Origin of the sequence: Arthrobacter sp. QXT-31, assembly GCF_001969265.1 — a bacterium.
Lineage (GTDB): Bacteria > Actinomycetota > Actinomycetes > Actinomycetales > Micrococcaceae > Arthrobacter.
This window is the reverse complement of record NZ_CP019304.1, coordinates 3862701-3888846: the sequence shown is the minus strand read 5'-3', so window position 1 is coordinate 3888846 and position 26146 is coordinate 3862701. Positions and strand designations below refer to the sequence as shown.

At 67.8% G+C, this 26146-nt stretch carries 15 protein-coding genes and 2 tRNA genes; 6 read left to right on the top strand and 11 right to left on the bottom strand.

Translation table 11 applies throughout. From position 1 onward, the window contains the following. Positions 1–227: 227 nt before the first annotated feature. The 3 genes from BWQ92_RS17685 to BWQ92_RS17675 all read left to right on the top strand — a co-directional run bounded on the left by BWQ92_RS17685 (position 228) and on the right by BWQ92_RS17675 (position 4730). Positions 228–2285: a TPM domain-containing protein gene (locus tag BWQ92_RS17685; RefSeq protein ID WP_076801657.1), complete on the top strand. Its 2058-nt coding sequence runs from the start codon at positions 228–230 to the stop codon at positions 2283–2285. Positions 2286–2395: 110 nt separating this feature from the next. Then, positions 2396–3190 carry a PspA/IM30 family protein gene (locus BWQ92_RS17680; RefSeq protein ID WP_076801654.1) on the top strand — a complete coding sequence of 265 codons (795 nt, stop codon included), beginning with the start codon at positions 2396–2398 and terminating at the stop codon, positions 3188–3190. Between the two features lie 115 nt (positions 3191–3305). Next, the gene (locus BWQ92_RS17675; RefSeq protein ID WP_076801652.1) at positions 3306–4730 is read left to right on the top strand and encodes a cryptochrome/photolyase family protein; all 1425 of its coding nucleotides are present in this window, start codon (positions 3306–3308) and stop codon (positions 4728–4730) included. Between the two features lie 28 nt (positions 4731–4758). Here BWQ92_RS17675 and BWQ92_RS17670 read toward each other — a convergent pair whose 3' ends face one another. The 5 genes from BWQ92_RS17670 to BWQ92_RS17650 all read right to left on the bottom strand — a co-directional run bounded on the left by BWQ92_RS17670 (position 4759) and on the right by BWQ92_RS17650 (position 10648). After that, positions 4759–5694 (bottom strand): cytochrome b/b6 domain-containing protein, encoded by a 936-nt coding sequence (locus BWQ92_RS17670; RefSeq protein WP_076801650.1) that lies wholly within the window; start codon positions 5692–5694, stop codon positions 4759–4761. Between the two features lie 165 nt (positions 5695–5859). Then, a tRNA-Met gene (locus BWQ92_RS17665) sits at positions 5860–5936 on the bottom strand. Between the two features lie 177 nt (positions 5937–6113). Then, positions 6114–6187 (bottom strand) — tRNA-Met (locus tag BWQ92_RS17660). Between the two features lie 180 nt (positions 6188–6367). Then, positions 6368–9358: a UPF0182 family membrane protein gene (locus BWQ92_RS17655; RefSeq protein WP_076801648.1), complete on the bottom strand. Its 2991-nt coding sequence runs from the start codon at positions 9356–9358 to the stop codon at positions 6368–6370. Between the two features lie 132 nt (positions 9359–9490). After that, positions 9491–10648: a YlbL family protein gene (locus BWQ92_RS17650; protein WP_076801645.1), complete on the bottom strand. Its 1158-nt coding sequence runs from the start codon at positions 10646–10648 to the stop codon at positions 9491–9493. A 221-nt stretch (positions 10649–10869) separates the two neighbouring features. On the opposite strand from BWQ92_RS17650, the gene BWQ92_RS17645 reads away from it, so the two are divergent. After that, complete coding sequence (locus BWQ92_RS17645) at positions 10870–12315, top strand: zinc-dependent metalloprotease (RefSeq protein WP_076801642.1); 1446 nt, start codon at positions 10870–10872, stop codon at positions 12313–12315. A gap of 130 nt (positions 12316–12445) precedes the next feature. On the opposite strand, the gene BWQ92_RS17640 is transcribed toward BWQ92_RS17645, so the two are convergent. The 3 genes from BWQ92_RS17640 to nudC all read right to left on the bottom strand — a co-directional run bounded on the left by BWQ92_RS17640 (position 12446) and on the right by nudC (position 16318). Continuing rightward, positions 12446–13048: a M48 metallopeptidase family protein gene (locus BWQ92_RS17640; RefSeq protein ID WP_076801639.1), complete on the bottom strand. Its 603-nt coding sequence runs from the start codon at positions 13046–13048 to the stop codon at positions 12446–12448. Continuing rightward, entirely contained in the window at positions 13048–15180 is a 2133-nt protein-coding gene (locus tag BWQ92_RS17635) for an ATP-dependent helicase (RefSeq protein ID WP_076801637.1), read from the bottom strand. Before BWQ92_RS17635 ends, BWQ92_RS17640 begins: the two co-directional genes overlap by 1 nt. An 85-nt stretch (positions 15181–15265) precedes the next feature. Further along, positions 15266–16318: an NAD(+) diphosphatase gene (gene nudC, locus BWQ92_RS17630; RefSeq protein WP_076801634.1), complete on the bottom strand. Its 1053-nt coding sequence runs from the start codon at positions 16316–16318 to the stop codon at positions 15266–15268. Positions 16319–16483: 165 nt separating this feature from the next. On the opposite strand from nudC, the gene BWQ92_RS17625 reads away from it, so the two are divergent. Beyond that, positions 16484–17809, top strand: a complete 1326-nt coding sequence (locus BWQ92_RS17625; protein WP_076801632.1) for a macrolide 2'-phosphotransferase — start codon at positions 16484–16486, stop codon at positions 17807–17809. A 38-nt stretch (positions 17810–17847) separates the two neighbouring features. Here BWQ92_RS17625 and BWQ92_RS17620 read toward each other — a convergent pair whose 3' ends face one another. The 3 genes from BWQ92_RS17620 to BWQ92_RS17610 all read right to left on the bottom strand — a co-directional run bounded on the left by BWQ92_RS17620 (position 17848) and on the right by BWQ92_RS17610 (position 25132). Next, complete coding sequence (locus BWQ92_RS17620; protein ID WP_076801629.1) at positions 17848–21315, bottom strand: ATP-dependent helicase; 3468 nt, start codon at positions 21313–21315, stop codon at positions 17848–17850. Further along, entirely contained in the window at positions 21312–24644 is a 3333-nt protein-coding gene (locus tag BWQ92_RS17615; RefSeq protein WP_076803799.1) for an ATP-dependent helicase, read from the bottom strand. The genes BWQ92_RS17620 and BWQ92_RS17615 overlap by 4 nt, the downstream gene beginning before the upstream one ends. A gap of 71 nt (positions 24645–24715) precedes the next feature. Further along, positions 24716–25132: an MGMT family protein gene (locus BWQ92_RS17610; protein WP_076801626.1), complete on the bottom strand. Its 417-nt coding sequence runs from the start codon at positions 25130–25132 to the stop codon at positions 24716–24718. A gap of 129 nt (positions 25133–25261) precedes the next feature. Here BWQ92_RS17610 and BWQ92_RS17605 point away from each other — a divergent pair, with 129 nt between their 5' ends. After that, positions 25262–25972, top strand: a complete 711-nt coding sequence (locus BWQ92_RS17605; protein ID WP_076801624.1) for a 3'-5' exonuclease — start codon at positions 25262–25264, stop codon at positions 25970–25972. Positions 25973–26146 lie beyond the last annotated feature (174 nt).

Sequence of the window (26146 nt, the reverse complement as noted above, 5' to 3'; positions counted from 1 at the left end):
GAACGCCCTCCGTGATGACGCTATTGCCAGTCTTCAGGCCCGCCACCAGAGTCTTCAGCGCTTTTCGCTGGTGGCATATTCCCCGCCGTGGACGGTCCCTCTGGTGCACCATAGAATCAAGAAGGATTGCCACAGCGACCTGCGGCTTTACACCCGGCGTGGGGGCGCTGCTGCATTCTGTGACGGCTGTTCGTCCCGAACCAGCCGCGGCGTGCTGAAGGGTTGCCATGCGGTCAATGTTGAAACGTGTTCTCGCCGTGATCGGCCTGACAGGGATGCTGGCGGTTCCGGCCACAGCAGCCTGGGCTGAAGATCCGGTCACGCTCGATCCGGTTACGAAGATTGTGGACAAGTCCGGCGTACTCGGCGGCCGGAAGGCCGACGTAGAAGAGGCCATCAAGAAGCTCGGGACCGACCACGCCATGACCCTGCACGTGGTCTACGTGAAGAAGTTTGAGAATCCCGCTGACCGTGTGGCCTGGGCGGCTGATGTCGCCGACAAGGCAAACCTCGGCGCGAATGCAATGCTGCTGACGGTTGCCACCGATGCCCGGCAGTACCAGCTGAGCAAGCCTAGGGGCAGCAAGATCACCGACGCCCAGCGCGACACAATCGTCAAGAGCGCCGTCGACCCGCAACTCCGTGCCGGTGACTACGCGCAGGCTGCCATCGACACAGCCGCCGCGGTGGGCGACGCCGCGGGTGGCGGCAGCGGCAACGTTCCGTCGGGTGCCGGCGCGGGCACGGCCGTCCTCGTAGGCGCCGGTGTGGTGGCCGCCGGCGGCGCGGGCACGTACCTTTACCTGCGCAACCGGCGCAAGAAAGCCGCTCAAGCCTCCGGGGCAGGCCATGGACCGCAGGGGGCCGAACTTGATCCCCTGGCCGGCATGAGCATCGAGGACCTCCGCAGGAAGAGCGGTTCCCTGCTGATTGAGGCAGACGACGCGATCAAGTCGAGCGAGCAGGAACTTGGCTTCGCCGAGGCGCAGTACGGGGAAGCGGCCGTGGGCAACTTCACCAGGGCGCTCGAGGAGGCGAAGGCGCACATGTCCGAGTCGTTCAAGCTGCAGCAGCAGCTGGACGACCACATCCCCGACACCGAAGAACAGCAGCGCAGCTGGCTCGGCGAAATCATCCGGAGGTCGGAAGCCGCGCTCGCATCACTGCAGGAGCAGAAGGCGGACTTCGACTCGCTGCGCGAACTCGAGAAAAACGCGCCGCAGGCCCTCGCGGCGGTGGACACCGGCGCCGCGGCGGCCGACGCCAAGATCGCCCAGGCGGACCACACCCTGGCTGAACTGCGCGGCAAGTATGCCGATACTGCCCTGACGCAGATCTCGGACAACATCACCCAGGCCAAGGAGCGGCTGGCCTTCGTGCAGAATGCCAGTGCCACGGCGCGCGAAAAGCTCGCTGCCGGAGAAGGCAGCCTTGCCGCTGTCGCCGTCCGCGCGTCGGAGGAGAGCCTGCACCAGACGAATGTGCTGCTGGACGCAATCTCCAAGGTCGCCGGAAACCTCGACGCGGCCCGGCAGGGACTGGAGTCCGCTGTTGTGGACACCTCCCAGGATCTTGCCCAGGCGCGGGCCATGATCCAGTCCGGCGCCCACCCGGAGCTCGAGGGACCAGTGGCCGGCGTTGAAGCAGCTCTCGCCCGCGTGAAGGGCGAAATCCAGAGCGGCAAGATTGACCCCATCGCCACCTTGGAGCGGGTCGAATCGGCGCACCGTGCCCTTGACCAGGCGCTGGGCGGGATCCGAAACCAGCAGGAGCAGGCACGCAGGGCGCAGGCGTCGCTGCAGCAGACCATCATGTCTGCCCAGGCGCAGATCAGCGCCACGTCGGATTACATCACCGCCCGGCGCGGCGGCGTGGGCACCGAGGCCCGGACGCGGCTCGCCGAGGCACAGCGCAACCTCGATTACGCCCTCTCCATCTCCCGGAACGATCCCGTGACCGCGCTGACGTATGCCCAGCAGGCCCATGCGCTGGCGGCCCAGGCGGCCCAGGTGGCCCAGTCCGACGTGGACAGCTTCGGTTACGCGAACCAGGGGTACGGCCAGGGTTACGGCCGCGGCGGCATGTTCGGCGGCGGAGGCGGCGGCCTGGGCGGGGCCATCCTCGGCGGCATCCTCATCAACTCCATCCTCAACGGCGGCAGCGGCGTCGGCTGGGGCGGCGGACACAGCGACGGCGGTGGCTGGGGCGGTGACTCCGGCGGCTTCGGCGGCGACTCCGGCGGCGGGGACTGGGGAGGCGACTTCGGCGGCGGAGGCGACTTCTAGCCCGGAAAGACTAGGCGCCGGCCCGTAAAGCGGGGACGGCGGGTAGAAGCGGTACATCAAGTGTTCACTGGAATCAGTGGCATATACGGAGCAGGACGAAAGGTAACACCATGGTTAAGCAGTCCATTTTCGGCCGCATGGCGCAGCTGGCGAAGGCAAACATCAACGCCTTGCTGGACCAGGCCGAAGATCCGCAGAAGATGCTGGACCAGATGGTCCGGGACTACACCAACAACATTGCCGAAGCCGAATCCGCGGTGGCCCAGACCATCGGTAACCTGCGCATGCTCCAGGACGACTACAACGAGGACATCAAGAACGCGCAGGACTGGGGGAACAAGGCCCTCGCAGCGTCCCGCAAAGCCGATGAGTTCCGCAGTGCCGGCAACGCTGCCGACGCCCAGAAGTTCGACAACCTGGCCAAGGTGGCACTGCAGCGCCAGATTTCCTCGGAAAACGAAGCCCGCGCCGCCGAACCCAACATCGCTTCCCAGACCGAGGTGGTGGACCGCCTCAAGACCGGCCTGGACCAGATGAAGAACAAGCTGAACCAGCTGACCAGCAAGCGGAACGAACTGGTGGCCCGCTCCAAGACCGCAGCCGCGCAGTCCCAGGTCCACGACGCTCTGCGCAGCATCGACATCCTGGATCCCACCAGCGAGGTGGGCCGCTTCGAAGAGAAGATCCGGCGCGAAGAGGCCAAGGTCCGCGGCCAGCAGGAGCTCGCCGCTTCGAGCCTCGACGCCCAGTTCAACCAGCTGGAGGACCTCGGCGAGCAGACCGAGATCGAGGCCCGGCTTGCGGCACTCAAGTCAGGCAACGCCAAGCCCGCCATCGGGGCAGGCGGCACCGCGGGGTCCGCATCCTCAACCACCGTAGACGAGGCGGACTTCGACAAGCTGTAGGCACGCACCTAACCTGAGGCGCCTTTAGCGCCACCGGCAGAGGCCGGGACCCGCGCGGGTCCCGGCCTCCGCCGTCTCCGGCATGTGCCTCCTGCCGGACGTGTAGCGTGAAACCATGGCCTCCACCATTGTCTGGCTCCGGGACGACCTGCGCCTCGACGACAACCCCGCCCTCGCCGCCGCGGCCGCCCTCCCGGACCCGCTGACGGTGGTCTACATCCTCGACGAGGTCTCCCCCGGCATCCGCCCTCTGGGTGCCGCAGCCAAGTGGTGGCTCCACCACTCGCTGTCCGCCCTCGCCGCCAGCCTCGAGGCGCACGGGTCACGCCTGCTGCTGCTCCGAGGCGCCGCCGCTGCCGTCATCAACGGCCTCGTCGCGGAGACCGGCGCCACGAGAGTGTTCTGGAACCGGCGCTATGGCCAGCCGGAGCGAAGCATCGACGCCGGCATCAAGGAATGGGCTGCCGGGCAGGGCATCGAGGCCGCGAGCTTCCAGGCAAACCTGCTCTTCGAGCCGTGGACGGTGCGCACGGGCTCGGGCGGACCGTACAAGGTGTTCACGCCGTTCTGGCGCTCCTGCCAGGCTGGAACCGAACCGCGGCTTCCGGCCGGGCCGCCGCGCCACCTGCCCCAGCGCGCAGCCGGCCCCTCCGGCCGCCCGCTGGCCGGCGACCACCTGGACGACTGGGGGCTCCTCCCCCGGCACCCGGACTGGAGCGGCGGCCTTGCCGCCACCTGGACTCCGGGCGAGGACGGCGCCCATGAACGGCTGGAAGAATTCCTGGACGGGCCCGTGGAAGATTACGCCAAGGGCCGGGACCTGCCGGGAGTGGAAGGCACCAGCCGCCTCTCCCCGCACCTCCGCTTCGGCGAGATCAGTCCCTTCCGGGTCTGGCATTCCCTCCGGGAGCGCTTCCCGCGGCACGCACCGGCCGACGTCGGGATCTTCCGGAGCGAGCTGGGCTGGCGCGAATTCTGCTGGCACCTGCTGTACGAAAACCCGGACCTGGCCACGCAAAACTACCGCCGGGAGTTCGACCACTTTGCCTGGCAAACGCCGTCGGACGCTGAACTGGAAGCCTGGCAGCAGGGTCGCACCGGCTATCCCCTGGTGGACGCAGGCATGCGGCAGCTATGGCAGACCGGCTGGATGCACAACAGGGTCCGCATGGCAGCGGCCTCGTTCCTGGTCAAGAACATGCTGGCGGACTGGCGGGTGGGCGAGGCCTGGTTCTGGGACACCCTCGTTGACGCGGACGCGGCGAACAACCCCGCCAACTGGCAGTGGGTGGCGGGCTCTGGCGCGGACGCGTCGCCGTACTTCCGCATTTTCAACCCGGTGACGCAAAGCAAGAAGTTCGACGCCGAAGGCAGTTACCTTCGCGGATACCTGCCGGAACTGGCGGACCTGGACGACCGGAGCGTGCACGAGCCGTGGAAGAACCCGGCGGCAGCTCCCGGCTACCCCGAGCCCCTGGTGGGCCTGCAGGAGTCCCGGGAACGGGCGCTGGAGACCTACCAGCGGCTCAAGGACGGCTGAGTGGCAACCTGGCCTAGGCCCCCGCGGGCTAGCGGCTGGTGACCTTGCCCATGAGGGACGCGATGGGGCGCAGGAACAGCGGCCGGGCCAGGAACCATGCTGCGACCATGACAGCCACTGACGCCAGGAAGAACCAGAACCCGACCCAGCTGACGTCGTCGCGCACGCCGTACATGTGGTTGAGATTGCGGAGCGCCCCCGTGGCCAGGACCAGGAAGACGTGCACCACGATGAAGGCAACGAAGTAGATCATTACCGGGAAGTGCACGGCGCGGGCGGCCTCGATCGGGAAGGCCTTGTTCAGCCCGGCGGCCTTCTTGGGCCACGCGGCGGACATGCGCAGGCCCGTGATGAAGGCCAGCGGAGCCGCGATGAACACCGTGACGAAATAGGTCAGCAACTGCAGGGCGTTGTAGTTGACCCAGCCGTTCTCGGTGGGCCAGGTCAGCGAGGCGTACTGCAGGCTGGCAGACACCGCGTTCGGGAAAACATCCCAGGACGTGGGGATGATCCGCATCCATTGGCCGGTGGCGAAGAGCAGGATCACAAACACGAGCCCGTTCAGGATCCACAGCGCATCCAGGGTCAGGTGGAACCAGAGTTCCAGGCTGATCTCGGTGGGCGCCGTCCGGGTCTTGATGAGCCCCTTGTTGTTGCGGGTCCAGTAGCCGGCGGGACGGGTGGTGGTGCGGACCTGCCAGCCCGTACGGATGATGAGCAGCAGGAAGAACGCGTTCAGGAAATGCTGCCAGGCAAGCCACGCGGGGAAACCGACGGGGGCGCCCGCCGGAAGCTCGGAATGCCCCGGGTAGTCCGCAATGAAATCGCGGACGGCGGGCAGGCCGGTGATCCACTTTGCGAGGAGCACCACCAGCACCAGGGCCACGAGCGCCGCAGGCACTGCCCAGTACAGCCTGGCGCGCTTGCCCCTGGCAGTGCCGGACTTGTTCTTCGTTGTGGACATCGAGCTACACATTCCTCTCGAGAATGACTGACCAGTGTGGGCGCCCTGCGCCGGCCAGGAATTCCGGGCCCTGCGAATAGAGAATACTAGGAACCCCGAGCACATGAACAAATGCTCCGGTAATGCAGAAAGCCCCGACCACACTGTGATCAGGGCTTTCCCTTCTGGTTGCGGGGACAGGATTTGAACCTGTGACCTCTGGGTTATGAGCCCAGCGAGCTACCGAACTGCTCCACCCCGCGTCGCTCGGTTAACATTACCCTACTTTCCCGGCAGCTTTGACCACCGGGGTCCTCCGGGCCCGTGCACTGCCCCACGCAGCAAAGCCTCCCGGGCTGGCCCCCAAAAAACCGGCACGAAAGAATCCGGAACAGCAAAAAAACCCGGACCACCAAACGGTGATCCGGGTTTTTCCTCAGTTGCGGGGACAGGATTTGAACCTGTGACCTCTGGGTTATGAGCCCAGCGAGCTACCGAACTGCTCCACCCCGCGTCGCAAGAACTACTCTACCGGCCGGTGAACAGGAGGCCAAATCCAAACGACGTGATCTGCGTCTCGGCCCCCCGGACGTGTTGCCCGCATGCGAAAGGCCGGCCCTCCCCGTCGCGGGAGGGCCGGCCTTTCACTGCGCCAGCAAGGATCAGTTGCTGGGCGTGTCAGCTGCTGGATGTGTCAGCTGCTGGGCGTGGGCGTCGGTGTTGCTGACGGCGACGTCTGGCTGCTGGCCGTTCCGGTGCCGGCAATCCTTGCCTCTGCATCGAGCGCCTTCTTCAGCGCGTCCGACAGTTTCTTCTGCTGGTCGCCGTACGCAGCGAAGTCACCCTTCGCCAGAGCCTCCTGGCCGGCCTTGATTGCGGCGTTGGCTTCGTCCAGGGCTGCCTTCAGCGCTGCCCGGGCATCGGCCGTGCCGGTTGGCGGCGGCGTGGTCCCGCTGCCGCCCGGAGGCGCCGGCGTCTTGCCATTGGACGCGTCCCCCGCCTGAGCGCCAGACCGGCCGCCGAACAGCTGGTTGAGGGCCTCATCAAGAGTGGGCGCGAAGCCGATCTTGTCACCGAACGCCACGAGCACCCGCTGCAGCGTCGGGTAGGACGTCTCGCCCGTGGACCGGAGGTACACCGGCTGGATGTAGAGCATGCCGCGGCCGGCGGGAAGCGTCAGCAGGTTGCCGTTGAGCACATCCGAGGCACCCTGGCGCAGCAGGTTCAGGGCCTGGGAGACCGTGGGATCCGAGTTGAACTTGTTCTGCGCCTGGCCGGGGCCGGGCACCTGGGATTCCGGCGGGACCTGCAGGAGCCGCAGCTGTCCGTAGCTCTCCGCCTTCACGCCCTTCTTGGAACCCGCGTCGGAATCGGCGGCGAGGAATCCGTAGAGGACGTTCCGGGCATTGCCGTCCACGACCTGCGGAATGTAGGACGACGTCAGCTGGAACGCGGGAGCCTTCTGGTCGGGCATCTGCAGAGACATGTAGAACGGCGGCTGCTTGACCTCCTGCGAAACGGTGGGATCGTTCGGAACGCTCCACGCGTCGTCGTTCTTGTAGAAGCTCACGGGGTCCGTCACGTGGTAGCGGCCCAGGAGCTCACGCTGCACCTTGAACAGGTCCTCTGGGTAGCGGACGTGGCTCATGACCGCGGCGGACATCTCGGAGTAGGGCTTCAGTGAGGTCGGGAAGACCTTCTGCCAGGCCTTCAGCAGCGGATCCTGGTCGTCCCAGGCGTACAGCGTGACCGAGCCGTCGTAGGCATCAACGGTGGCTTTGACCGAGTTGCGGATGTAGTTCACGGAGCTGTTGGGCAGTGCCACGTTGCGTCCGGCGGTGGTCTGCGAGTCCGTGGTGGCCTCGGAGAGCTGCTCCTGCTGCGAGTACGGGTAGTACTGGCTGGTGGTGTAGCCGTCCACGATCCACTTGACCCGGCCGTCAACAACGGCCGGGTAGGCGTTGCCGTCGACCGTCAGGTAAGGGGCCACCTTCTGGACGCGTTCCCGCGGGTTGCGTTCGTACAGGATCTGGGAGGCCTCGTTCACACCGTCGGACAGCAGCAGGTCCGAGGACTGGAACTTGATCGAGTAGAGGACCTTGTTGAAGAAGCTGCCAACGTTCGGGCCGCCGTTGCCGGTGAACGTGTACTGCGTTTCACCGCCGCCTTCCGACGCCGGGCGGTCCTGTTCACGGTGCGGCGCACCTTCCGGGGCGCCCACAATCGAGTACTCCGGGGAATCCTCGCCGAAGTAGATCCGGGGTTCGTAGGTCTCGTCGTTGCCGAGGACGCCGGTGGTGGGGATGCCCGACTGGAGGAATTCCGGCTTTCCGTCGGCCGTGAACTTGTTGCCCTTCGCGGCCACAACACCGTAGCCGTGTGTGTAGACAATGTGGCGGTTCAGCCAGGACTGCTGGTCAGCGCTGAGGCCGTCCGGGTTCAGCTCCCGCACCGCGATGACGGTGTCCTGCACCTTGCCGTCCACCATGTACCGGTCAACGTTGAGGGCCTTGGGGAACTGGTAGTAGGGGCGGAACTGCTCCAGCTGGGAGAAGGCGTCCGAGATCAGGTTCGGATCCAGGAGGCGGATGTTGGCAGTGGTCTGCGCGTCCGGGGCCAGGGCGCCGGCGGTCGTGGTGGTGGTGGCGTTATACCGCTCCACCTTGACCTGGTCCAGGCCGTAGGCTGCGCGGGTCATGCCGATGTTGCGCTCGATGTACTTCCGCTCCAGGGTCTGCTCCGACGGACGGACCTGGAACTGCTGGATGACCCACGGGTAGACGCCGCCGGCCAGAATGGAGGTAATGACCAGCATCGCGGTGCCGATGACCGGAAGCCGCCACTTGCCGATGACGGCCGCGACGATGAAAAGGATGGCGACGAGGGCCGCCGCCACAGCCAGGATCGCCTTCGTGGGAATGACGGCGTTGACGTCGGTGTACAGCGCGCCGGCCCAGCGGCCCCCGCTGTTCTGCAGCGCGGAGTAGCGGTCCAGCCAGAAGTTGATGCCCAGCAGGATCAGGAACGAGGCGCCGGTGACGGCGAGGTGGATCTGTGCGGCGCGGCTGGTGAAGATGCCCCGTTCCATGATCCTGATGCTGCCGTAGAGGTAGTGCGTGAGGATGCCCGCGATGCCGGCCACGATTGCCACGCTGATCAGGAAACCGGTGACAAAGCCGAGGAACGGCAGCGTCATGAGGTAGAAGCCGATGTCGAGTCCGAACTCGGGATCGTTCTGGCCGAAGGACTCCTGGTTGAAGAACAGCATCACCTTCTGCCACTGGCTGGAGGCGGCGCTGCCTGCGAAGAGTCCGAACAGCACGGGCAGCCCGATCATGACTACCCGCCGCACCGGTTCCAGCTGAGCCTGGTAGCGGTTGAGGTTATCCCGGATTTCCGAGTCCGGCGCGTAGACCGGCCGGGCGCGGTAGGCGATGCGGATCGCATAGAACACGGCCGCGAACATGATGAGAAAGCCGGCGGCAAAGATGCCGATCCGTGCCAGGTTCTCGGTCAGGAACACCTCGAAGTAACCAAGCTGCTGGTACCACAGGACGTCCGTCCACACGTTGGCGAAGAAGATGAACCCGACAACAACCAGGGCAACGACAATGAGCGTGGGCGTCAAAGCACCGCGCCTTGTCTGGAGTTTTCCGGGCGGGGTGGGGCTGGCAGGACGGGACAAACTCGTACCTCATAGCTTTGGTCAGTTGCTGGTATTTAAATTTTAAGTTTTCAGTGGAGGGCAGGCATAGCGCCGGCACCGGCTGTCAATTAGTGCCACGAGCAGACCGGAGCCTTAGTTCCTGCATTTAGTCTAGTTGTTGGTGCACGCCGGAAGTCCCGACGTGTCGCCGCCCTTGGCGGCCAGTTCCACGGCGGACTTCGCCTCGTCCAGGTTCTCCACTTTCACCACCTGCAGTCCGTCCGGGATGTGGCCCACCACCTCGGCACAGTTGGCAGCCGGGGCCAGGAACATCGTGGCGCCCTCGGCCCGGGCACCGTGCATCTTCACCGCGATGCCGCCAATCGGGCCCACCACGCCGTCCGGGCTGATGGTCCCGGTTCCGGCGATGTGTTTTCCGCCAGTGAGGTCGCCGGGGGTCAGGGTGTCCATGATCCCCAGCGCAAACATCATTCCGGCGCTCGGGCCGCCCACCTTGTCCAGGGAAATCTTCGTCTCGAACGGGAACGTGAAGCGGTACTGCAGCAGGACGCCCAGGATGTACCGTCCGGACGGGTTCTTGGCCGGCGTCACCGTTTCGGTCACCGGCTTGCCGTCACGGCTTACGACGACGACGGCGGGCTTGCCCTTTCCGGCGGCCAGTTCGTCCTGGATCACCTGCAGTGACGTGACGGGTTTGGCGTTGATCGAGGTGAAGACGTCACCTTTCTGCAGCTTCCCCTGCGCGGCCGAGCCCTCGGACAGGTCCGCCACTTCGAGTTTTTGCCCGAAGGGAATCTCGAGCCCCTTCAGGGCCGCCGCCACGGCGTTTTCCTGCGACGTGGCCATGGCCACGGCACTCTCCTGCTGCGACTCCTCCCTGGTCACGCCGGTCGGGAAGATCAGCTCCTCCGGGTAGACCGCCTTCGACCCGTCAAGCCACGCCGAGAACGCCTCAAAGACACTGACGGGACCGTTGGGGCCGCCGTCGACATACACCGTGGTGAGATCCAGGTTCCCCTTGGCCGGGAATGTCTCGCGGCCGGAAATGCTGATGACGGGCTTCGAGTTTTCCGTGCCCAGCGTGTTGAACGTGGGGCCGGGCGATTCCACCACGTAGGGGACGGGCAGGACAGCGGCCGTCACGCCCAGCCCGAGCGCGAGGAGCCCGGACAGCGTCATGGCGGAAATGCGCGGATCCCGGCCCCGGGCACGCCGGGACCTGCGGGCCTCTCCGGTTCCATCGGGATTCCCGCCGCCGGCGGCCGCCGGGGATTCCTCTGCGGGCTGGCCGCCCTTGGTAATCGTCACTGAAGGACCTCTCCGCACCGCGTCGTTCAGCGCTGCACCGCGGCCGCAGCCCCGGCGGATAGCCGGGCGCAGCCTTCATTCGTTCCGACTTCCAACACTACGCGTCCCGGCCTGCCGTTAGCTCTTTGCCTACAGCGAAAGTGCCTGCTTTCGGCAGACAGCCCCTTCCGCACGGGGTAGCGTGAAGTTGATTAATAGTCACACCGACGATCGGCGGGATCATGACCTCCAATCCACTCAATCCGTCCAACGGCGACGAAAATCCGAAGGATCCGCTGGCGGAGATGCTGCAAAACCTCATGGGCGGCAAGGGCCTGGGCGACATCGACCCCGCAGAACTGGCCAAGGCCGCCGGGCTCCCGAACGATCCCAACCTGCTCGCCCAGATGTTCTCCCAGGTCCAGGCCATGATGAGCGCGCCCTCCGAGGGCCCCGTCAACTGGAAGCTCGCCCATGACAACGCCCGCCGCGTCGCCGCCGGCAGCGCCGACCCCTCGGTCACGTCCGCGCAGTCACGCGAAGTGGACGAAGCCCTGCGGCTTGCCGAACTGTGGCTTGACCAGGTCACGGACCTGCCGGCCACCGGACTCATTGGCAAGGCCTGGTCCCGGGCCGAATGGGTGGAGGAGACCCTCGGCACCTGGAAGCGGCTGACGGAACCGGTGGCCAACAGTGTGGCCAATGCCCTGTCCACCGCCATGACGGAACAGATGCCGGAGGAGATGAAGTCCATGATGGGCGGTGCCTCGTCCATGCTGCAGAACGTGGGCGGCGCCATCTTCGGCATGCAGCTGGGCCAGGCCATCGGCGCACTCTCCACCGATGTGGTCAGCTCCACGGACATCGGTGTTCCGCTGGCCGATCTGGAGATGGCGCTTCTTCCCAGCAATGTGGCGAAGTTCGGTGAGGGGCTCAGCCTGCCCGAAAACGACATCCGGCTCTTCCTCGCAGTCCGCGAGGCCGCGCATGCCCGCCTGTTCGTCCAGGTGCCGTGGCTGCGCGGGCACCTGCTGGGTGCCATTGAGGCCTATGCCCGGGGCATCCACATTGACACGTCGCGGATTGAGGAACTGGCCCGCGACCTTGACCCCAGCAATCCGGAGGGAATCCAGGAGGCCCTGCAGCAGGGTGTCTTCATGCCGCAGCGCACGCCTGAACAGGACCTCGCCCTGCAGAAGCTGGAAACCGCGCTGGCCCTCGTCGAGGGCTGGGTGGACGAGCTCACCGCTGCCGCAACGGAGAAGGTCCTCCCTTCCGCCGCCGCGCTCCGCGAAACCGTCCGCCGCCGCCGGGCCACCGGCGGTCCTGCGGAACACGCGTTCGCTTCCCTGGTCGGGCTGGAGCTGCGCCCCCGCCGCCTCCGTGAAGCCGCCACGCTGTGGGCATCGCTCAAGGCAGAACGCGGCATCGACGGCAGGGACGCCATCTGGAAGCATCCGGACCTGCTTCCCACCGCCGAGGATCTTGACGATCCCAAGGGGTTCAGCGAACGCCGCAAGCTGGCCGAGGCCAGTGACAGCGAAGTGGACGACGCCCTCCAGAAGCTGCTGAACGGCGGCTTCGACATCCCGGCCGACAGCGGCGCAGAGGGCGAGGGCGACGGCGGAAAGACCGACAGCGACGACGCTAGGAACGACGGTAACGAGGGCGGGGCTCCGAAGAACTAACCATATGATCCGTGGTTGAGCTTGGGCCCACGACCGCAGGGTTCCCTGGCCGAGCTTGCGAGGTTAGGGCGCGGTTGGGGATTAGAGGCCGACGTCGAAAGGCAACTGCCCGGCGTCGGCCTCTTCTGTTTCAGTCGGCGTCTTCTGATTCACCCGCTTCGCCGGCCGTCATGCCGCGCGAGGTGGCAAACGAGACGCCCTCCAGGAAAGCCTTGGCACGTTCCGTTTCGGGGTATGCCTCCAGCAGTTTCCAGAACGCCGCGTTGTGCCCGGCCACCAGCAGGTGCGCCAGTTCATGCAGCAGCACATAGTCGATAACCCACTGCGGCATGGGGCGGAGTTTGTCGGAAAGCCGAATGGAGCCGTCGGCGGGGGTGGCCGAACCCCAGCGGGAGTTCTGGTTGCTGACCCACCGGACCGACGTAGGGGCAGACCTGCCGCCAAGGTACCTGGCCGAGAGCTGTGCGGCGTGCGTGGCCAGCGCCGCGTCCGAGGCAGGCCGGCGCCCCGCACCGCTGGACCGCTTCTCCCCCTGGGTCCGGAGCTTCTCCAGCATCCGGTGAACCCAGTCCGCCTCCTGGGCCCGGGTGAAGTGCGCGGGGATGGCGACGACGGCGGTTCCGTTCTCCCAGAAGGCAGCGACTGTACGGCGGCGGCGGGCCGAGCGCCGGACCTCGACGGGAGCCCCGTCACGCGTGGTCAAGGGCGTGCTGGTCTCTTGTTTTCCGGGCATTAGACAGCGCTACTTTCCGTCAGCACCGCGAGGACTGCTTCGCCGTACCGCTCCAGTTTGGACGGGCCGACGCCGGCGAGCCGGGCAAGTTCCTCAAGGGAGGACGGCCGCGCTTCGGCGATGGCGGTGAGGGTTGCGTCGGTGAAAACCACGAAGGCCGGGACGTCGGCGGACTGCGCGACCTCCTTGCGCCATTCACGGAGGGCGTTGAACGTCTGCTCTTCGTAGCTTGGCGGACACTGGCTGCAGCGGCCCACCTTCCGCTCGGCGCCGCTGGCCAGCATGCTGCCGCAGACCCGGCACGAAGCGGGGGCGGCCGCCTTGCGGCGCGGCGTGGCTCCCCTCCCCCGGGCGGCTGAACTGGCCACCGAGTCCGGGCGCAGACCGTCGAGAAACCGGGACGGCTTCCGGTTGGCACGCCCACCGGGAGTCCTTGCCGTGGACCATGACAGGGACAGGTGCTCACGGGCGCGCGTGATGCCCACATAGAGCAGCCGCCGTTCCTCGTCAACGGCGGCAGGAGTGTCTGCGAAGGAGATGGGCATGAGCCCTTCGCTGAGCCCCACGAGGAATACAGCGTCCCACTCGAGGCCTTTCGCCGCGTGCAGGGACGCCAGCGTCACCCCCTGGACGGTCGGTGCGTGCTGGGCCACAGAGCGCTCCTGGAGCTCGTTGACGAAGTCCGCGAGGCCGAACTGCGGCCCGCGGTTCTGCGCGAGTTCGTCCGCCAGAGCCACCAGCGCGGCCAGGGATTCCCAGCGCTCCCGCAGGGCACCGCCGCTGTGCGGCGCGGCGTCCGTATAACCCAGTGATGCAACGATGTCGCGCACCAGCTGGCCCAGCGGCTGGGGTTCGGACTCGGATACGGCGCGGGTGGCAGCACGGAGCTGGAGGATTGCGTCGCGGACCTCCTTGCGCGCGAAGAACCGCTCACCGCCGCGGAGCTGGTAGCCGATGCCGGCCGATGCAAGAGCCTGCTCATAGGCCTCGGACTGGCCGTTGGTACGGAACAGGACGGCGATTTCGCTGGCCGGAACGCCGTCGTCGAGAAGGGTGCGGATCTTGCCGGCCACCGTGGCAGCCTCGGCTTCGTCGTCCGTGCATTCTGTGAACTGCGGGTGCGGGCCCGGGTTCCGCTGGGCCACGAGCTGCAGCGGCGCGGCCCAGGCAGCATCGGCCGCAGGTCCGCCGCTCCGCCGCGAGGCCAGCAGGTCGTTGGCCAGCTTGACCACCTGGGGAGTGGATCGGTAGTCCCGGACCAGCTTGACCACGTTCGCGTCCGGGTACTGGGCCTTGAATCCGAGGAGGTGCTTCGGGGAGGCTCCCGTGAACGAGTAGATGGTCTGGCTGGCGTCACCCACCACGCACAGCTCGTTGCGGCCGCCAAGCCAGAGCTCCAGAAGGCGCTGCTGCAGCGGGGAAACGTCCTGGTATTCGTCCACCACGAAGTGCCGGTACTGTTCCCGGACCGTTGCTGCCACCTTCGGATCCTCCTGCAGAATGCCGACGGTGATCAGGAGGACGTCCTCGAAGTCGATGACGTTGCGGTCGGTCTTGACGTCCTCGTAGGCCTGGAAGACCCGGGCGACGGCCGTGAGGTCGAAGCCTCCCGGGGCGCCCCTGTCCTGGGCGTTCTCGAGGTAGTTGGCCGGCGTGAGCATGGACACCTTGGCCCACTCGATTTCGGACGCCAGGTCCCTGATGGAGGCACGGTCGGTGCTCAGCCGAAGCCGGCGTGCGGCCTCGGCGATCATCTGCGCCTTGTGGTCCAGCAGGTTGGGCAGGGCCCCGCCCACCGCCTGCGGCCAGAAAAACTGCAGCTGCCGCAGCGCGGCCGCGTGGAAGGTCCTGGCCTGGACATTCCCGGCTCCGAGATCGCGGAGCCGGCTGCGCATTTCCGCTGCGGCGCGCGCCGTGAACGTGACTGCCAGCAGCCGCTGCGGGCTGTAAACACCCGAGTGCACGCCGTAGGCGATCCTGTGGGTGATGGCACGCGTCTTGCCGGTCCCGGCTCCGGCGAGCACGCAGAGCGGGCCGGTCAGGGTGGTGGCCACTTCCCGCTGCTCCGCGTCGAGGCCGCCAAGGATCCGGTCCTCGAGGGAGGAATTGCCATCAGGAATTTCTGTCGTCACTTCTTGCTGCTTGCTGTGCGTGGGTGGATGGGCCGCTCGGCCGTGGAGGCGTCGACGGCAGGTATGTGGCCGGCCTGCGTGCCGGCTAGTCGTCGGCCGGACGGTCCTGGATCACGCCGCCGTACCAGTGTTCGATTAGGGACCGTGCGATGGAGAGCCGGGTGGAGATGACAATCTCGCCGCTGAGCACGGCTTCCTGGAGTTCCTCCCGGCTGAACCAGCGCGCCCTGGTGACCTCGACGCCGTCGGGCTTTGCCTCTGTGTCCTCGGTGACGGCGGTAAAGCCGAGCATGAGGGATGCCGGGAACGGCCACGACTGGGAGCCGAGGTACTGGCAGGCCTTGACCCGGACACCCACTTCCTCGTGGATCTCCCGGACCACGGCCTGTTCGAGCGACTCTCCGGGCTCGACGAATCCGGCCAGGGTGGAGTAGTTCTTGGCATCCAGCGGACCGCCGCCGCCGAGCAGGATGCGGCCGTCCGGGCCAACCACCGTGACAATGATGGCCGGGTCCGTGCGCGGGTAATGTTCGGAATTGTCAGCCGGACACCGCCGGACCCATCCGCCGGCCTCCACGTTGGTGACGGTGCCGCACCGGGGACAGTGGGTGTGGGTGGCGTGCCAGTTGGCAATGGCACTGGCTTCAACGAACAGCGCCGTGTGCGTCGGATCCAGCTGCGCGGCGACGTCCCGGAAGCCTTCCCAGGTGGCCCGGGCAGGCAGGCCGGCCGGCCCTGGCTCCACCGGCTCCGGCAGGATGAAGAGCAGGAGCCTGGTCCCGACGGGAAGATCGTCGGAGCCGAGTGCCGTGCCGAGATAGATGATGTGTGCCGGCGCGGAAGCCAGACCCTCAAGCCGCTCCAGCAACGGGGTGGCCTCTGCCAGGACCAAGGCGTCCCCGTCCACCAGCGCATGCCGGCCGGACAGGATCATCGCCTTGGCGGTTCCGGCGGCCAGGAACTCCTGTACCAGGCCCGGCCGCATCCGCTCGACAGACTCCCTGTTGACCATGGCGGGCCGGACCGGGAGCACGGTGTCGAACAGGTGGTTGGCGGGCAGTTCTCCTGCCCGCACGCGATTTTCCGGGATCGTGCCCGCCGTTTGACCAGCCGGCGCAGCGGCCTCCGCATGACTCATGTATCCACCGTACTGATTCGCACTGACAATTTACATTTCGGCAGGGTCGCCGGCAGGCCCGGAGAGGGCGGCGCCTCCGGCTTCCCGGCGCCCATATTTGGTCGGATCTGGAGACTCGCCGCGACACATCGTTGTCTTGGACGCCGCTCAATCTACCGTGGAACCGTGAGAAGAGAACCAATCGAACTGGCAGCTGTGGCCACCGCGGCAGTCCCCGGACTGAGCCCGACCGCTGTGAGCTCTGCCCCGGATGACCCGGCTGACTTTGATTCGGCTCTCCTCCTCGATGCCGAAGGAAAGCGCTGGCGCGTCCGCTCACCCCGGCACGCCGAAGCCAGCACCAGGCTGGAGACTGAGTTCCTGGTCCTGCGGGCCTTCGCACCGGCCATCCGGGCCGAACTGCCGTTTCTCATGCCGACTGTGGCCGGCACCGTCCGGCAGCAGAACCTGACCACCTTCGTGTATTCCCACCTGCATGGCGCCACGCGCACAGTGGAAGAGCTGACAGCCGGCCCGCAGGAATTGGCGAAGGAGATCGGCACGGCCCTGGCGGCCATCCACGACCTGCCCCGCACGCTGGTGAGCAACGCCGACCTGCCCACCTACACGCCCAACGAGTTCCGCCAGCGCAGGCTCAACGAACTCGACATGGCCGCCACCACAGGCAAGATTCCGGCCCTCCTGCTTCGCCGGTGGGAGCACGCCATGGAAGACGTCTCGCTGTGGCGCTTCAACCCCTGCGTGGTGCACGGTGACCTGCACGAGGACAACCTGCTGGTCGAGGATGACCGCGTCACGGCCGTCACCGGCTGGACCGACCTGCGCATTGGCGACCCCGCCGACGACCTCGCCTGGCTCGTGGCATCCAATGAGCACGAATTCGTCGACGCCGTGGTGAAGCACTACACCGCAAAACGCCGGGACGCCCCCGACACCCACCTGCTGCGGCGCGCCGCGCTCTCGGCCGAATTCGCCCTGGCGCAGTACCTCGTTAAGGGCATCGCGGCAGCCGACGCGGAGATGATCGCCGAGGCGGAAGGGATGCTCTCCACACTGGCGGCCGATATCGCCGAGTACGGCGGACAGCCCATCAGCGTCGAGCCGCTGCCACCCGCCAAGCCCGAATCCCCGCCAACCAGCCATGCACCGGCAGCACCCGGCCTTGTGGATGCCCCGGCAGCCACCGATATCTCCGAGGCCATGCCCGCCGTCCACGTCACACCCATCCCCGTTGAAGCGGCGCCGCTCCCGGTGGAGATCACGCCCATCCCCGCTGACGAAACCGGAGCCGGAGAGGACACGGACAAGCCGGCAGACCGGCCGGTACGCCCCGGCACTCCTCCTGAAGCCGCGGAGGCCGGGACATCAGGCGAAGCTGAGGCCGCCCGGGCGGAGGCCCCCCGCACGGAGGAAGACGCACAGGGGTCGAAGCCGTCAGGCGCGGACACGTCCACAGTTGCCCTCACCGTGGTCGACGCCAAGACGCCCTGACGGGCGGGCTTGCTGGCGCTCACTAGCCAGGCCGTTTTCTAACCCGCCAGGGCGGCGGCCACGATTCCTTCGAGTTCCGCTGCTGAGGCAAGGTCGTGGGGGCGCACCACATGGTTGTCCGCCACATAGAAGAATGCTGCCCGCACCTCTTCCAGCGGCACGCCCTTGAGCCGTGCCCAGGCCAGCCGGTAGACAGCCAGCTGCACACCCTTGGTCTTCAGCTGTGCGGCGGACGGCCGGCGGCCGGTCTTCCAGTCCACCAGATCCCAGCCGCCGTCGGCGTCCCGGAACACGGCGTCGATGCGGCCGCGGACCACGACGTCGCCGATCCGGGTCTCCACGGGGACTTCCACGAACGCCGGCGAGCGGTGCGCCCACCGGGAGTCCTTGAAGGTAGCCACCATGTCGTCGAGGCCGTAGGCCTCGTCAATGTGGTTGTCAGAGCCCGGCGCTTCACCGAAATCCAGCATTCCTGCCGTTCCGAAGTATTCCTCCACCCAGGCATGGAAGGCCGTGCCTTTGCGGGCGGACATGCCAGGTTCGCGCGGGACCGGCCGCCTGAGCCGCTGGACCACAGCCTCGGCGTCCTCCCCCAGGTCCACCAGGGTGGACGCCGAGATGTGCCCTGGCAGGTGCACGTCGCGGCTCCGGGCGCGCCTGGCACGGCGTTCCAGCAGGAGGTCAGCCTCGCGTCCCCAGCCTGCCGCCAGGGGACGGAGACCCTGCCCCTCCGGAAGCCCCGGCGCACCGGCCTCAACAGCGGCGATCTCGGCAAGCAGCCGGTCTGCGGCGCGGTCCATGGCCGCCCGCCGGCCCGGCACCAGCCGGAGCCGGTTCCCGCTGCGGGGATCCACAGGACCTTCCAGCGGGTCATACGGCCAGGCGGCCACCTCCAGCTCCCGGGTCAGGGGGCTTTCCGTGGGCAGGGATTCCTCGTCCACAGAGGCGGGGTGGATTTCCGCAGTATCCGCTTCCGCCAGTGGCGCCAGCTCGGCAAGGAACGGCGACATCTCCGCCATCGCGCCGCGCCCGCCGACCCAGGCCCCGCTGGAGACCCAGAGCACGTGCTTGGCGCGGGTGTAGGCAACGTAGGCCAGCCTGCGCTCCTCCGCCTCTCCATGGGCCTGCACGTCTCCCTTGAACACCTTCTCGGCGTCCAGCCACCCCTTCTGGTCCGGCTGGTCGAGGTCCCACTGCGGAAGATCGGCACGGTCACCCCGCAGCGGCCAGGGCAGGGCCGCGGAACCGCTGCTCCATCTCGAGTCGCGGCTGCTGGGGAACGCGCCCGAGTTGAGGCCGGGAACGAATACGACGTCCCATTCCAGCCCCTTGGAGGCATGCACCGTCAGCAGCTGCACTGCCTCGTGGTTGACGTCCGCGGGCGGAACGTCCAGGCCGCCCTCTTCCGATGCCGCAGCTTCCAGCCATGACAGGAAGGCCAGGACGTCCACCCGGTGGGATGTCTGCAGGAACCCTGCTGCCGCGTCCTGAAAGGCATCCAGGTTCCGCCGCGCCTGGTGGATGCTGTAACCGGGCCTCGCGGCAACCTCGATGTCCAGCAGCATGGCCCGTTCCACCTCGCCCAGCAGGGTGGTCAGGTCCTCCCCCATCAGCGCCCGAAGCTGCCGCAGCTCTGTGCCGAGGCGCTGCAGCCGTTCCCGGGCAGGCGGCGTCAGGCTGCGGCCGTGCGCGGACGTCCAGCCCTCGTTGGGCAGCCAGTCCAGGGCTTCGACGAGGCTGGCGGCGTCGGTGATGTCGCCCTCGATGACGACGTCGTCGGCTTCCAGATCCCTTTCGTCCCCGCCTGACGGGCCGTTGCCGCCGGCTCCGCGGCCGTCGTCGACCAAGCCGCGCCGCCGGGCCAGAAACGCGGACCAGTCCCGGAACGCCATGAGGTCGGCGGGGCCGATCCGCCAGCGGGCACCGGCCAGCAGCCGCATCAGTGAATCCGACCGGCCGGGGTCGGCCAGGACCCGGAGCGTCGAAACCAGGTCCACGATTTCGGGAGTGTCCAGCAGCCCGCCGAGGCCAACAATTTCGTACGGGATGCCGGTGGCCTCAAACTCCTTGCGGAGGCATTCCATCTGCGCGCGCCTGCGGCACAGGACTGCCATGGCCGGCTGGACGCCCGGCGCCGAGGAGGATCCGTCGAAGTCCGTGGCCCGGAACTTCAGGAGATCCTTGGCGATGGCCGCTGCTTCATCCTCATCCGTGGCGAAACGCCCGATCAGCACCCGCCCCTGGACTGCCGCCGGGCTGGGCCGCAGCGCCGGGACCTCCACCGCCGCGGCGGAGGTCCGCTGCCCCGCCGGCCCGGCCTGCGCGGCGGCCGCACTGAGCGGGGCGGAGATGAGGTTGGCCGCGGCGAGGATGTTGCGGCCGTTCCGCCAGGCGGTGGTCAGGTAGGAAACGGGAGCGGGACGCCGGGACACCGTTCCTGACTGGCCATCCCCGACGCTGACGGGAAACTCGTTGACAAAGTGGAACAGCTGGCCGGCGGATGCCCCGCGGAAGCCGTAGATGGACTGGTTCGGATCGCCGACGGCCGTGACGGCGTGGCCGTCCCCGAAGAGCCGGGAGAACAGCACCAGCTGGGCGTGCGAGGTGTCCTGGAACTCGTCCAGCAGCACCACCTTGTAGCGCTGGCGCTCCATCTGGGCGGCCAGGGGCACCTCCCGGGCGACGCGTGCCGCGAGCGCCACGAGGTCGCCGAAGTCCAGCGCGCCGCGGGCCCGTTTGGCTTCCGCGTACCGCCCCACGAGCTCTGCCACACTGGCCCTCGTCCGGAGCACCGCTCCCAGCTCGCCCGCGGCCTGGGTCGGGTTCTTCTTGGCCCCGGCCACATACGGCAGGGCCTCGAACTCGGCGAGCCGCTGCATCAGCCAGCTTTGGACACCGTCCGGATCCTGGAGGTGCTCCGCGCACTCCCCCGCCAGCTGGATGACGGCCTTGACGAGGGTGGACTTGGCCACCCGGAAATGGGAGTACTCGCCGTCGAAGGCCTCAACAACCTCGCTGGCCAGCTGCCAGGCCTGGGCGCCGCCCAGCAGCACGACGTCCCTCTCGATTCCGAGCCGCAGGCCGTAGTCGGAGACGATGCCGCTGGCAAACGAGTGGTAGGTGGAGACCTTGGGCTCCAGGGCGTCGGCGCTGAGCAGGCCCCCTGGCACGGCGTCACCGGCGTTGCCGCCGTTGCCGGTGGCCGACCGCTGCAGCGCGCCGAGCTTGGCGCGGATGCGGCTGGCCAGTTCGCCGGCGGCCTTTCTCGTGAAGGTGACACCGAGGACTTCCTCCGGCTTGACCCAGCCGTTGGCGACCAGCCAGACGACACGGTCGGCCATGGTGGCGGTCTTGCCCGAACCGGCGCCGGCAATGACCAGCCGGGGCGCAAGGGGCGAGGAAATGATGGCCGATTGTTCCGCCGTCGGCAGGTTTTTCTCACCCAGCAACACGGACAATTCCTCGGGGCTGAATCGGGGCTCGGGCAGCTCCGCCGTCCGGCTCATTCGGTAACCTGCTTTCCCCGCGCACACAGCGGACATACCTCCGGAAGCCGGCAACCGGAGCCGCCGAAACCGGCCTTGGCGGGATCGTGCCGTGCCTCGAACTCGTGGCCGGACATCACCGCGGCTGCGTCATTGACCATCTCCATCGCCCAGTTGTCCCCCGGATCGAGCGGATCCTGGTGCTGGATGCCCGGGCTCTTGGTGGTGGTGCCCAGCTGGGCAAGCACGGCACCGCCGGGCTGGGCACCAGTGGTCTGGGCACCTGTGGTCTGGGCACCGGCGTCGGAAACCGCGGAAGCGCCAAAGCCGCCGGCCAGAACGGCCGCCTGGTAGGCGCCCAGCTGCGGGTGCCTGCCCAGCTCTGCCTTGCCCGGCTGCCGCTTGCCCGTCTTGAGGTCAACGATCACCAGGCGCCCCTCGGCGTCGATCTCCAGCCGGTCCACCTGTCCCCGCAGCACGGCTGACCGGGACCCCTCATCGTTGGGAACGTCCGTCCGGGGGACGGCGACCGGTTCCGGCAGGATCACCTCGAAGTCCTGCTCGACCCCCGCAAGGCGCCGGCCCTCACTGCGCATGACGAGGATGTACTGTGCCAGTTTCCGGACCATGGCTTCCGCCCTGCGGAAGTCCAGCTTCCCTTCCCAGTTGTCCTTCATTCCCAGGGCGGGCCACCGCTTGACCAGCTCGGCGAGGTATTCCGTTCCGCTGGCGTCGGGGAGGTCCTGGGCGATGGCATGCACCAGGGTGCCGAGGCTGCGGGCGAAGTCCGTCGCGGCCTCCCCGCCGGCGGCCTGGATGAACCAGTCCAGCGGCGATTTCTGCACTGACTCCACCTTGGACGGCGAAACATAGACGGTGCTGCCGGGCGGCACGACGCGGTCCACGGATGTCAGCGGGGCAAGCCCCCACCAGGTGTCGGGATGGGCTCCGGGAACGGCAGGCTCCGCGGTGGCGAGGCGGGCCAGGACGCGCACCGCCTCATCCGCCTCAGCGGCGAATCTGCCGTCCAGCTGGGCGTACTGGCGGAGTTCGGCCACCAGCGCACGCAGTGTCAGGGGCCGTTCCACCGGGGTGTAGCCCCGCCCGTCCTGGTCAGGCAGCAGCGGCGCCACGTAGTCCAGGAAGGAGGAAGGCTGTTCGTCCTCCGACGACACGGCGGTGCACAGCAGCACGTCTTTTGCCCGGGACACCGCCGTGGAAAAGCTGCGGAGTTCGTCGTAGCGGATCTCCCGCAGCCGGCTCAGCGGGCCCAGCTGGAGCGCGTACTCCACACCGTGTTCGACGGCGTCCGCGAACAGTGTGCTGCCGAGCAGTTCGCCGCGGAGGCGCGTATTGGGCCAGACGCCTTCCTGCAGGCCGGCAACGATAACGAAGGGCCATTCCCGGCCGGCGGCGCTGGCGGGCGTCATGAGCTCCACGGCGTCGTCAACCTGGGCACGCGCCGCCAGGGTGTCCATGGGCAGCTCCTGGTTGAGCAGGTACTCCAGGAACTGTTCCGGCCCGGATCCGGGCATCTGGTCCACGTAGCGTTCGGCGGTGTGGAACAGCGCCATCATGGCGTCAAGGTCCCGGTCGGCCCGGGACCCGACGAGTCCGCCAGCCAGTGCCGCGGCGGTCCAGGCTCCCGCGAGTCCGGTGGAGTGCCAGAGGGCCCACAGCACTGTCTCCGCATTGGCGCCGGGTTCGGCAACGGCCTTCCGGCCGGCCTGGATCATCCGCGCCACCCTGCGCGCCGACCTGCCTTCGATGCCCAGGGAGCCGAGGGCGCCGGGCTCAAGGAGCGCCTCCACGAGCAGCGAATCGCTGGAGCGGCCGCCGCCGCCCAGCAGCTCCTCCCGCCGGAGCGACTGGCGGAGCCGGCGAAGCTCGAGGGATGTGGCCCCGCCGATCCTGGAGGTCAGGAGCGAGACGGCGGATTCCGGTGTGAGGACCGCCGGGTCCAATGCCACTGCGTAGGCATCGAGCAACGGACGGACGGCCACCTCGTCCCGCACAGCGGACTCGGCCACGGGAATCCGTACGGGAATTCCCTGGCCGGAGAGGTAGCGCTGCAGCTGGCTCAGCTGGCCGCCGTTGCGGACGATGACGGCGATGTCCTCGAGCGGGCGCCCGTCCCTGAGGTGCGCCTCGAGGATTCTTTGGGCGACGTACCGCAGCTCGTGCACCGGTGAAGGAAGGAGGTGCGCTTCCACGGTGCCGCCTGCGCCGCCGGCAGTTTCATCAGGGCCGGCGGCAGTTGCATCAGGGCCGGCGCCAACCGGGTCCAGGCGCCGGGCGAGCTGGCCGCCGGCCCGGAGTGAAATCCGGTCCGCGACCCCCAGCCAGGCCTGGGCCACCGCCGGCTGATGGCGGTGGGCATGGACCAGCGGCTTCTCAATGACAGTCCGCTCCCCGCCGCCCAGAAGCCCGGGCAGCTCGGACACGAGATCCGGCCGCGCACCACGGAACCCCTGCACCACGGTGTCCGGGGCGGACGTAACATAGACGTCCTTGCCGGCGGCCACATCGGCCAGGAGTTCGAAGACGGCCGGATTGGCCTCCTGGATATCGTCCACAAGAATCAGCTGGAGCCGGTCGCGTTCGGCCGCCAGGAAGTCCGGAAAGTCCTGAAAGAGCTGGCGGGCCGCAGTGATGATGCCCGCGGGGTCGAAAGCCTCCGGCATGCGCAGGTCGAGGACATCCCGGTACTCGGCGTACAGTGCCGCAGCGGCAATCCAGTCCGGCCGCCCGCAGGCCCGGCCCAGGCTGGCGAGGTCATCGGCGGTGCGGCCTGCCTCTGTAATCCGGTCGAACAGCTGGCGGACCTCGTGCCGGAACCCGCGCGTGGGCAGGGCTGCCGTGAGGTCGTCGGGCCAGGGCAGACCGAGGCCCGGCATGGCGTGCCCGTCCAGCAACTCCTTGATGATGAGGTCTTGCTCGGGACCGGACAGCAGCCGCGGGGCCTTGGACAGCGGAAGGAGCCCTTCGGCTTTGGCACGGCGGATGAGGTCAAAGGCATATGCCGCCCACGTGCGGGCCGGCGTAGTGCTCAGGCTCCGGTTCAGCCTGGCGGTGAACCGGTCACGGAGGGTATCGGCAGCGAGCCGTCCGGGAGCGAGAATGAGGATCCGTTCCGGGTCCACCCCGTCCGCCTCAACCCGGCGGATTGCCGCTTCGATGAGCACGGTGGACTTTCCGGTGCCGGGCGCGCCCGGGACCAGTACGGGCCCGGCACCGCGGGGCACTTCGACGGCGGCCAGCTGGTCCGGGGTGAGGGCCGGGACGCGGGAGTGCACCTGGCGAGGAGGCAGCAACCGCAGGCCGGCGGCAGGGAACGGTGCGGCGGACAGGGAGTCCGCGTGGTCCTGTTCAGCGGCCTGGCCGAATATTGTCTGAGCGGCGGTCTGATCGAGTGTTGCGGTCACACGGACATTCCATCATCGGGGACTGACAATTTTCGCAGCGACGCTTCCAGCCGCTCAGCAATCCTGTCCAGGGCGTCGAAATCTGCGTCGGACGGCTCCCACCGGGCAGCGGCCAGGTCCACCCGCCACCGTCCCTCGCCCGTCCTGGCGTACTCGCGATGGTCCCCGCGCAGGGGCATGCCTTCCCGCAGGTAGTAGTTGAGGGCCTCGGACTCATGGCCGTCCGGCGCCAGTCCGCTGGCCCGCAGCACCCGCCACCACGGAACGCTGCTGCCGTAATGGCTCAGGACGGACCCCACCTGCCGCGGCCCTCCCGAGCCAAGAAGTTCAGCGACGTCCCCGTATGCCAGCACCGAACCGGCCGGGATGAGGCCAACTACCGCCAACACCGCCTCCACGTACTCCTCCCGCATGTCCCCAGACTATCGGCCGGCACGCATCATCAGCCGCCGGCAGGGGCTTCATGTGCCTCTTCCCACAGCGGACCGGACACGCGGGCGGCAAGCAGCGTGACTGTCAGTGGCTCCGGGTAATTTTGAGCCATGAGCACTTGGAACACTCTCCCCCGGGCCGCGTTCGATCTCGAAACCACGGGGCGCAATTCCCGTGCCGCCCGGATCGTGACGGCTTCCGTCACGGTGGTGGACAGTTCCGGAAACGTGGTGCGGGAGCATGAGTGGCTGGCAGACCCCGGGGTTGAGATCCCGGCGGAGGCCAGCGACGTCCACGGGATCACCACCGAACACGCCCGCACCCACGGCAGGCCGGCTGCCGATGTCACCAGGGAAGTCGCTGCCGTGCTCCAGGGGCTGTTCGACGACGACGTGCCCGTAATCGCGTTCAACGCCAGTTACGACTTCACCGTCCTGGCCGCCGAATCCGCCCGCTACGGCGTGCCGCAGCTGAGCCGATTCCCCGTGCTGGACCCCTACATCATGAACAAGCAGGTGGACCGGTACCGCAAGGGAAAAAGGACGCTGACCGCGCTGTGCGAGGAGTACGGCGTGGAGCTTGAAAACGCGCACACATCCGCCGCGGACGCCCTGGCCACCCTGCGCATGCTCGACGCCATGGCCGGGAAATTCCCCAAGCTGAACATGCCCGCCACCCAACTGCACCAGCTGCAGGTGGACTGGGCTGTCAGCCAGGCCGCCGACTTCCAGCAGTACCTCCGCAAGACCAAGCCCGCCGCCGTCATTGAGGGCGACTGGCCGGTCCTGCCGCCGGAGGATGCCAGCCGCGGCGGCTTCTAGGGCCAGGCCCGCCAGAGCGGGGAGACACTGCTGGGGCAAAACGGAAGGCGCTGGGACGAAGATCACAACCTCCGGCCAAAGCCCCGCGGGCACCCCGCCGCCCCCGCGATTCAGAAAGCCCCCCGGCTGCCGCCAATCACGCAGGCGCGCACCGCCGCCAGCAGTCAAAAAGGC

What these genes read in the sequence shown, in the direction of transcription:
- BWQ92_RS17620 (WP_076801629.1), bottom strand. Translation starts at nt 21,315, where the DNA reads ATGAGCCGGACGGCGGAGCTGCCCGAGCCCCGATTCAGCCCCGAGGAA.
- BWQ92_RS17645 (WP_076801642.1), top strand. Translation starts at nt 10,870, where the DNA reads ATGACCTCCAATCCACTCAATCCGTCCAACGGCGACGAAAATCCGAAG.
- BWQ92_RS17640 (WP_076801639.1), bottom strand. Translation starts at nt 13,048, where the DNA reads ATGCCCGGAAAACAAGAGACCAGCACGCCCTTGACCACGCGTGACGGG.
- BWQ92_RS17685 (WP_076801657.1), top strand. Translation starts at nt 228, where the DNA reads ATGCGGTCAATGTTGAAACGTGTTCTCGCCGTGATCGGCCTGACAGGG.
- BWQ92_RS17610 (WP_076801626.1), bottom strand. Translation starts at nt 25,132, where the DNA reads ATGCGGGAGGAGTACGTGGAGGCGGTGTTGGCGGTAGTTGGCCTCATC.
- nudC (WP_076801634.1), bottom strand. Translation starts at nt 16,318, where the DNA reads ATGAGTCATGCGGAGGCCGCTGCGCCGGCTGGTCAAACGGCGGGCACG.
- BWQ92_RS17675 (WP_076801652.1), top strand. Translation starts at nt 3,306, where the DNA reads ATGGCCTCCACCATTGTCTGGCTCCGGGACGACCTGCGCCTCGACGAC.
- BWQ92_RS17670 (WP_076801650.1), bottom strand. Translation starts at nt 5,694, where the DNA reads ATGTCCACAACGAAGAACAAGTCCGGCACTGCCAGGGGCAAGCGCGCC.
- BWQ92_RS17680 (WP_076801654.1), top strand. Translation starts at nt 2,396, where the DNA reads ATGGTTAAGCAGTCCATTTTCGGCCGCATGGCGCAGCTGGCGAAGGCA.
- BWQ92_RS17605 (WP_076801624.1), top strand. Translation starts at nt 25,262, where the DNA reads ATGAGCACTTGGAACACTCTCCCCCGGGCCGCGTTCGATCTCGAAACC.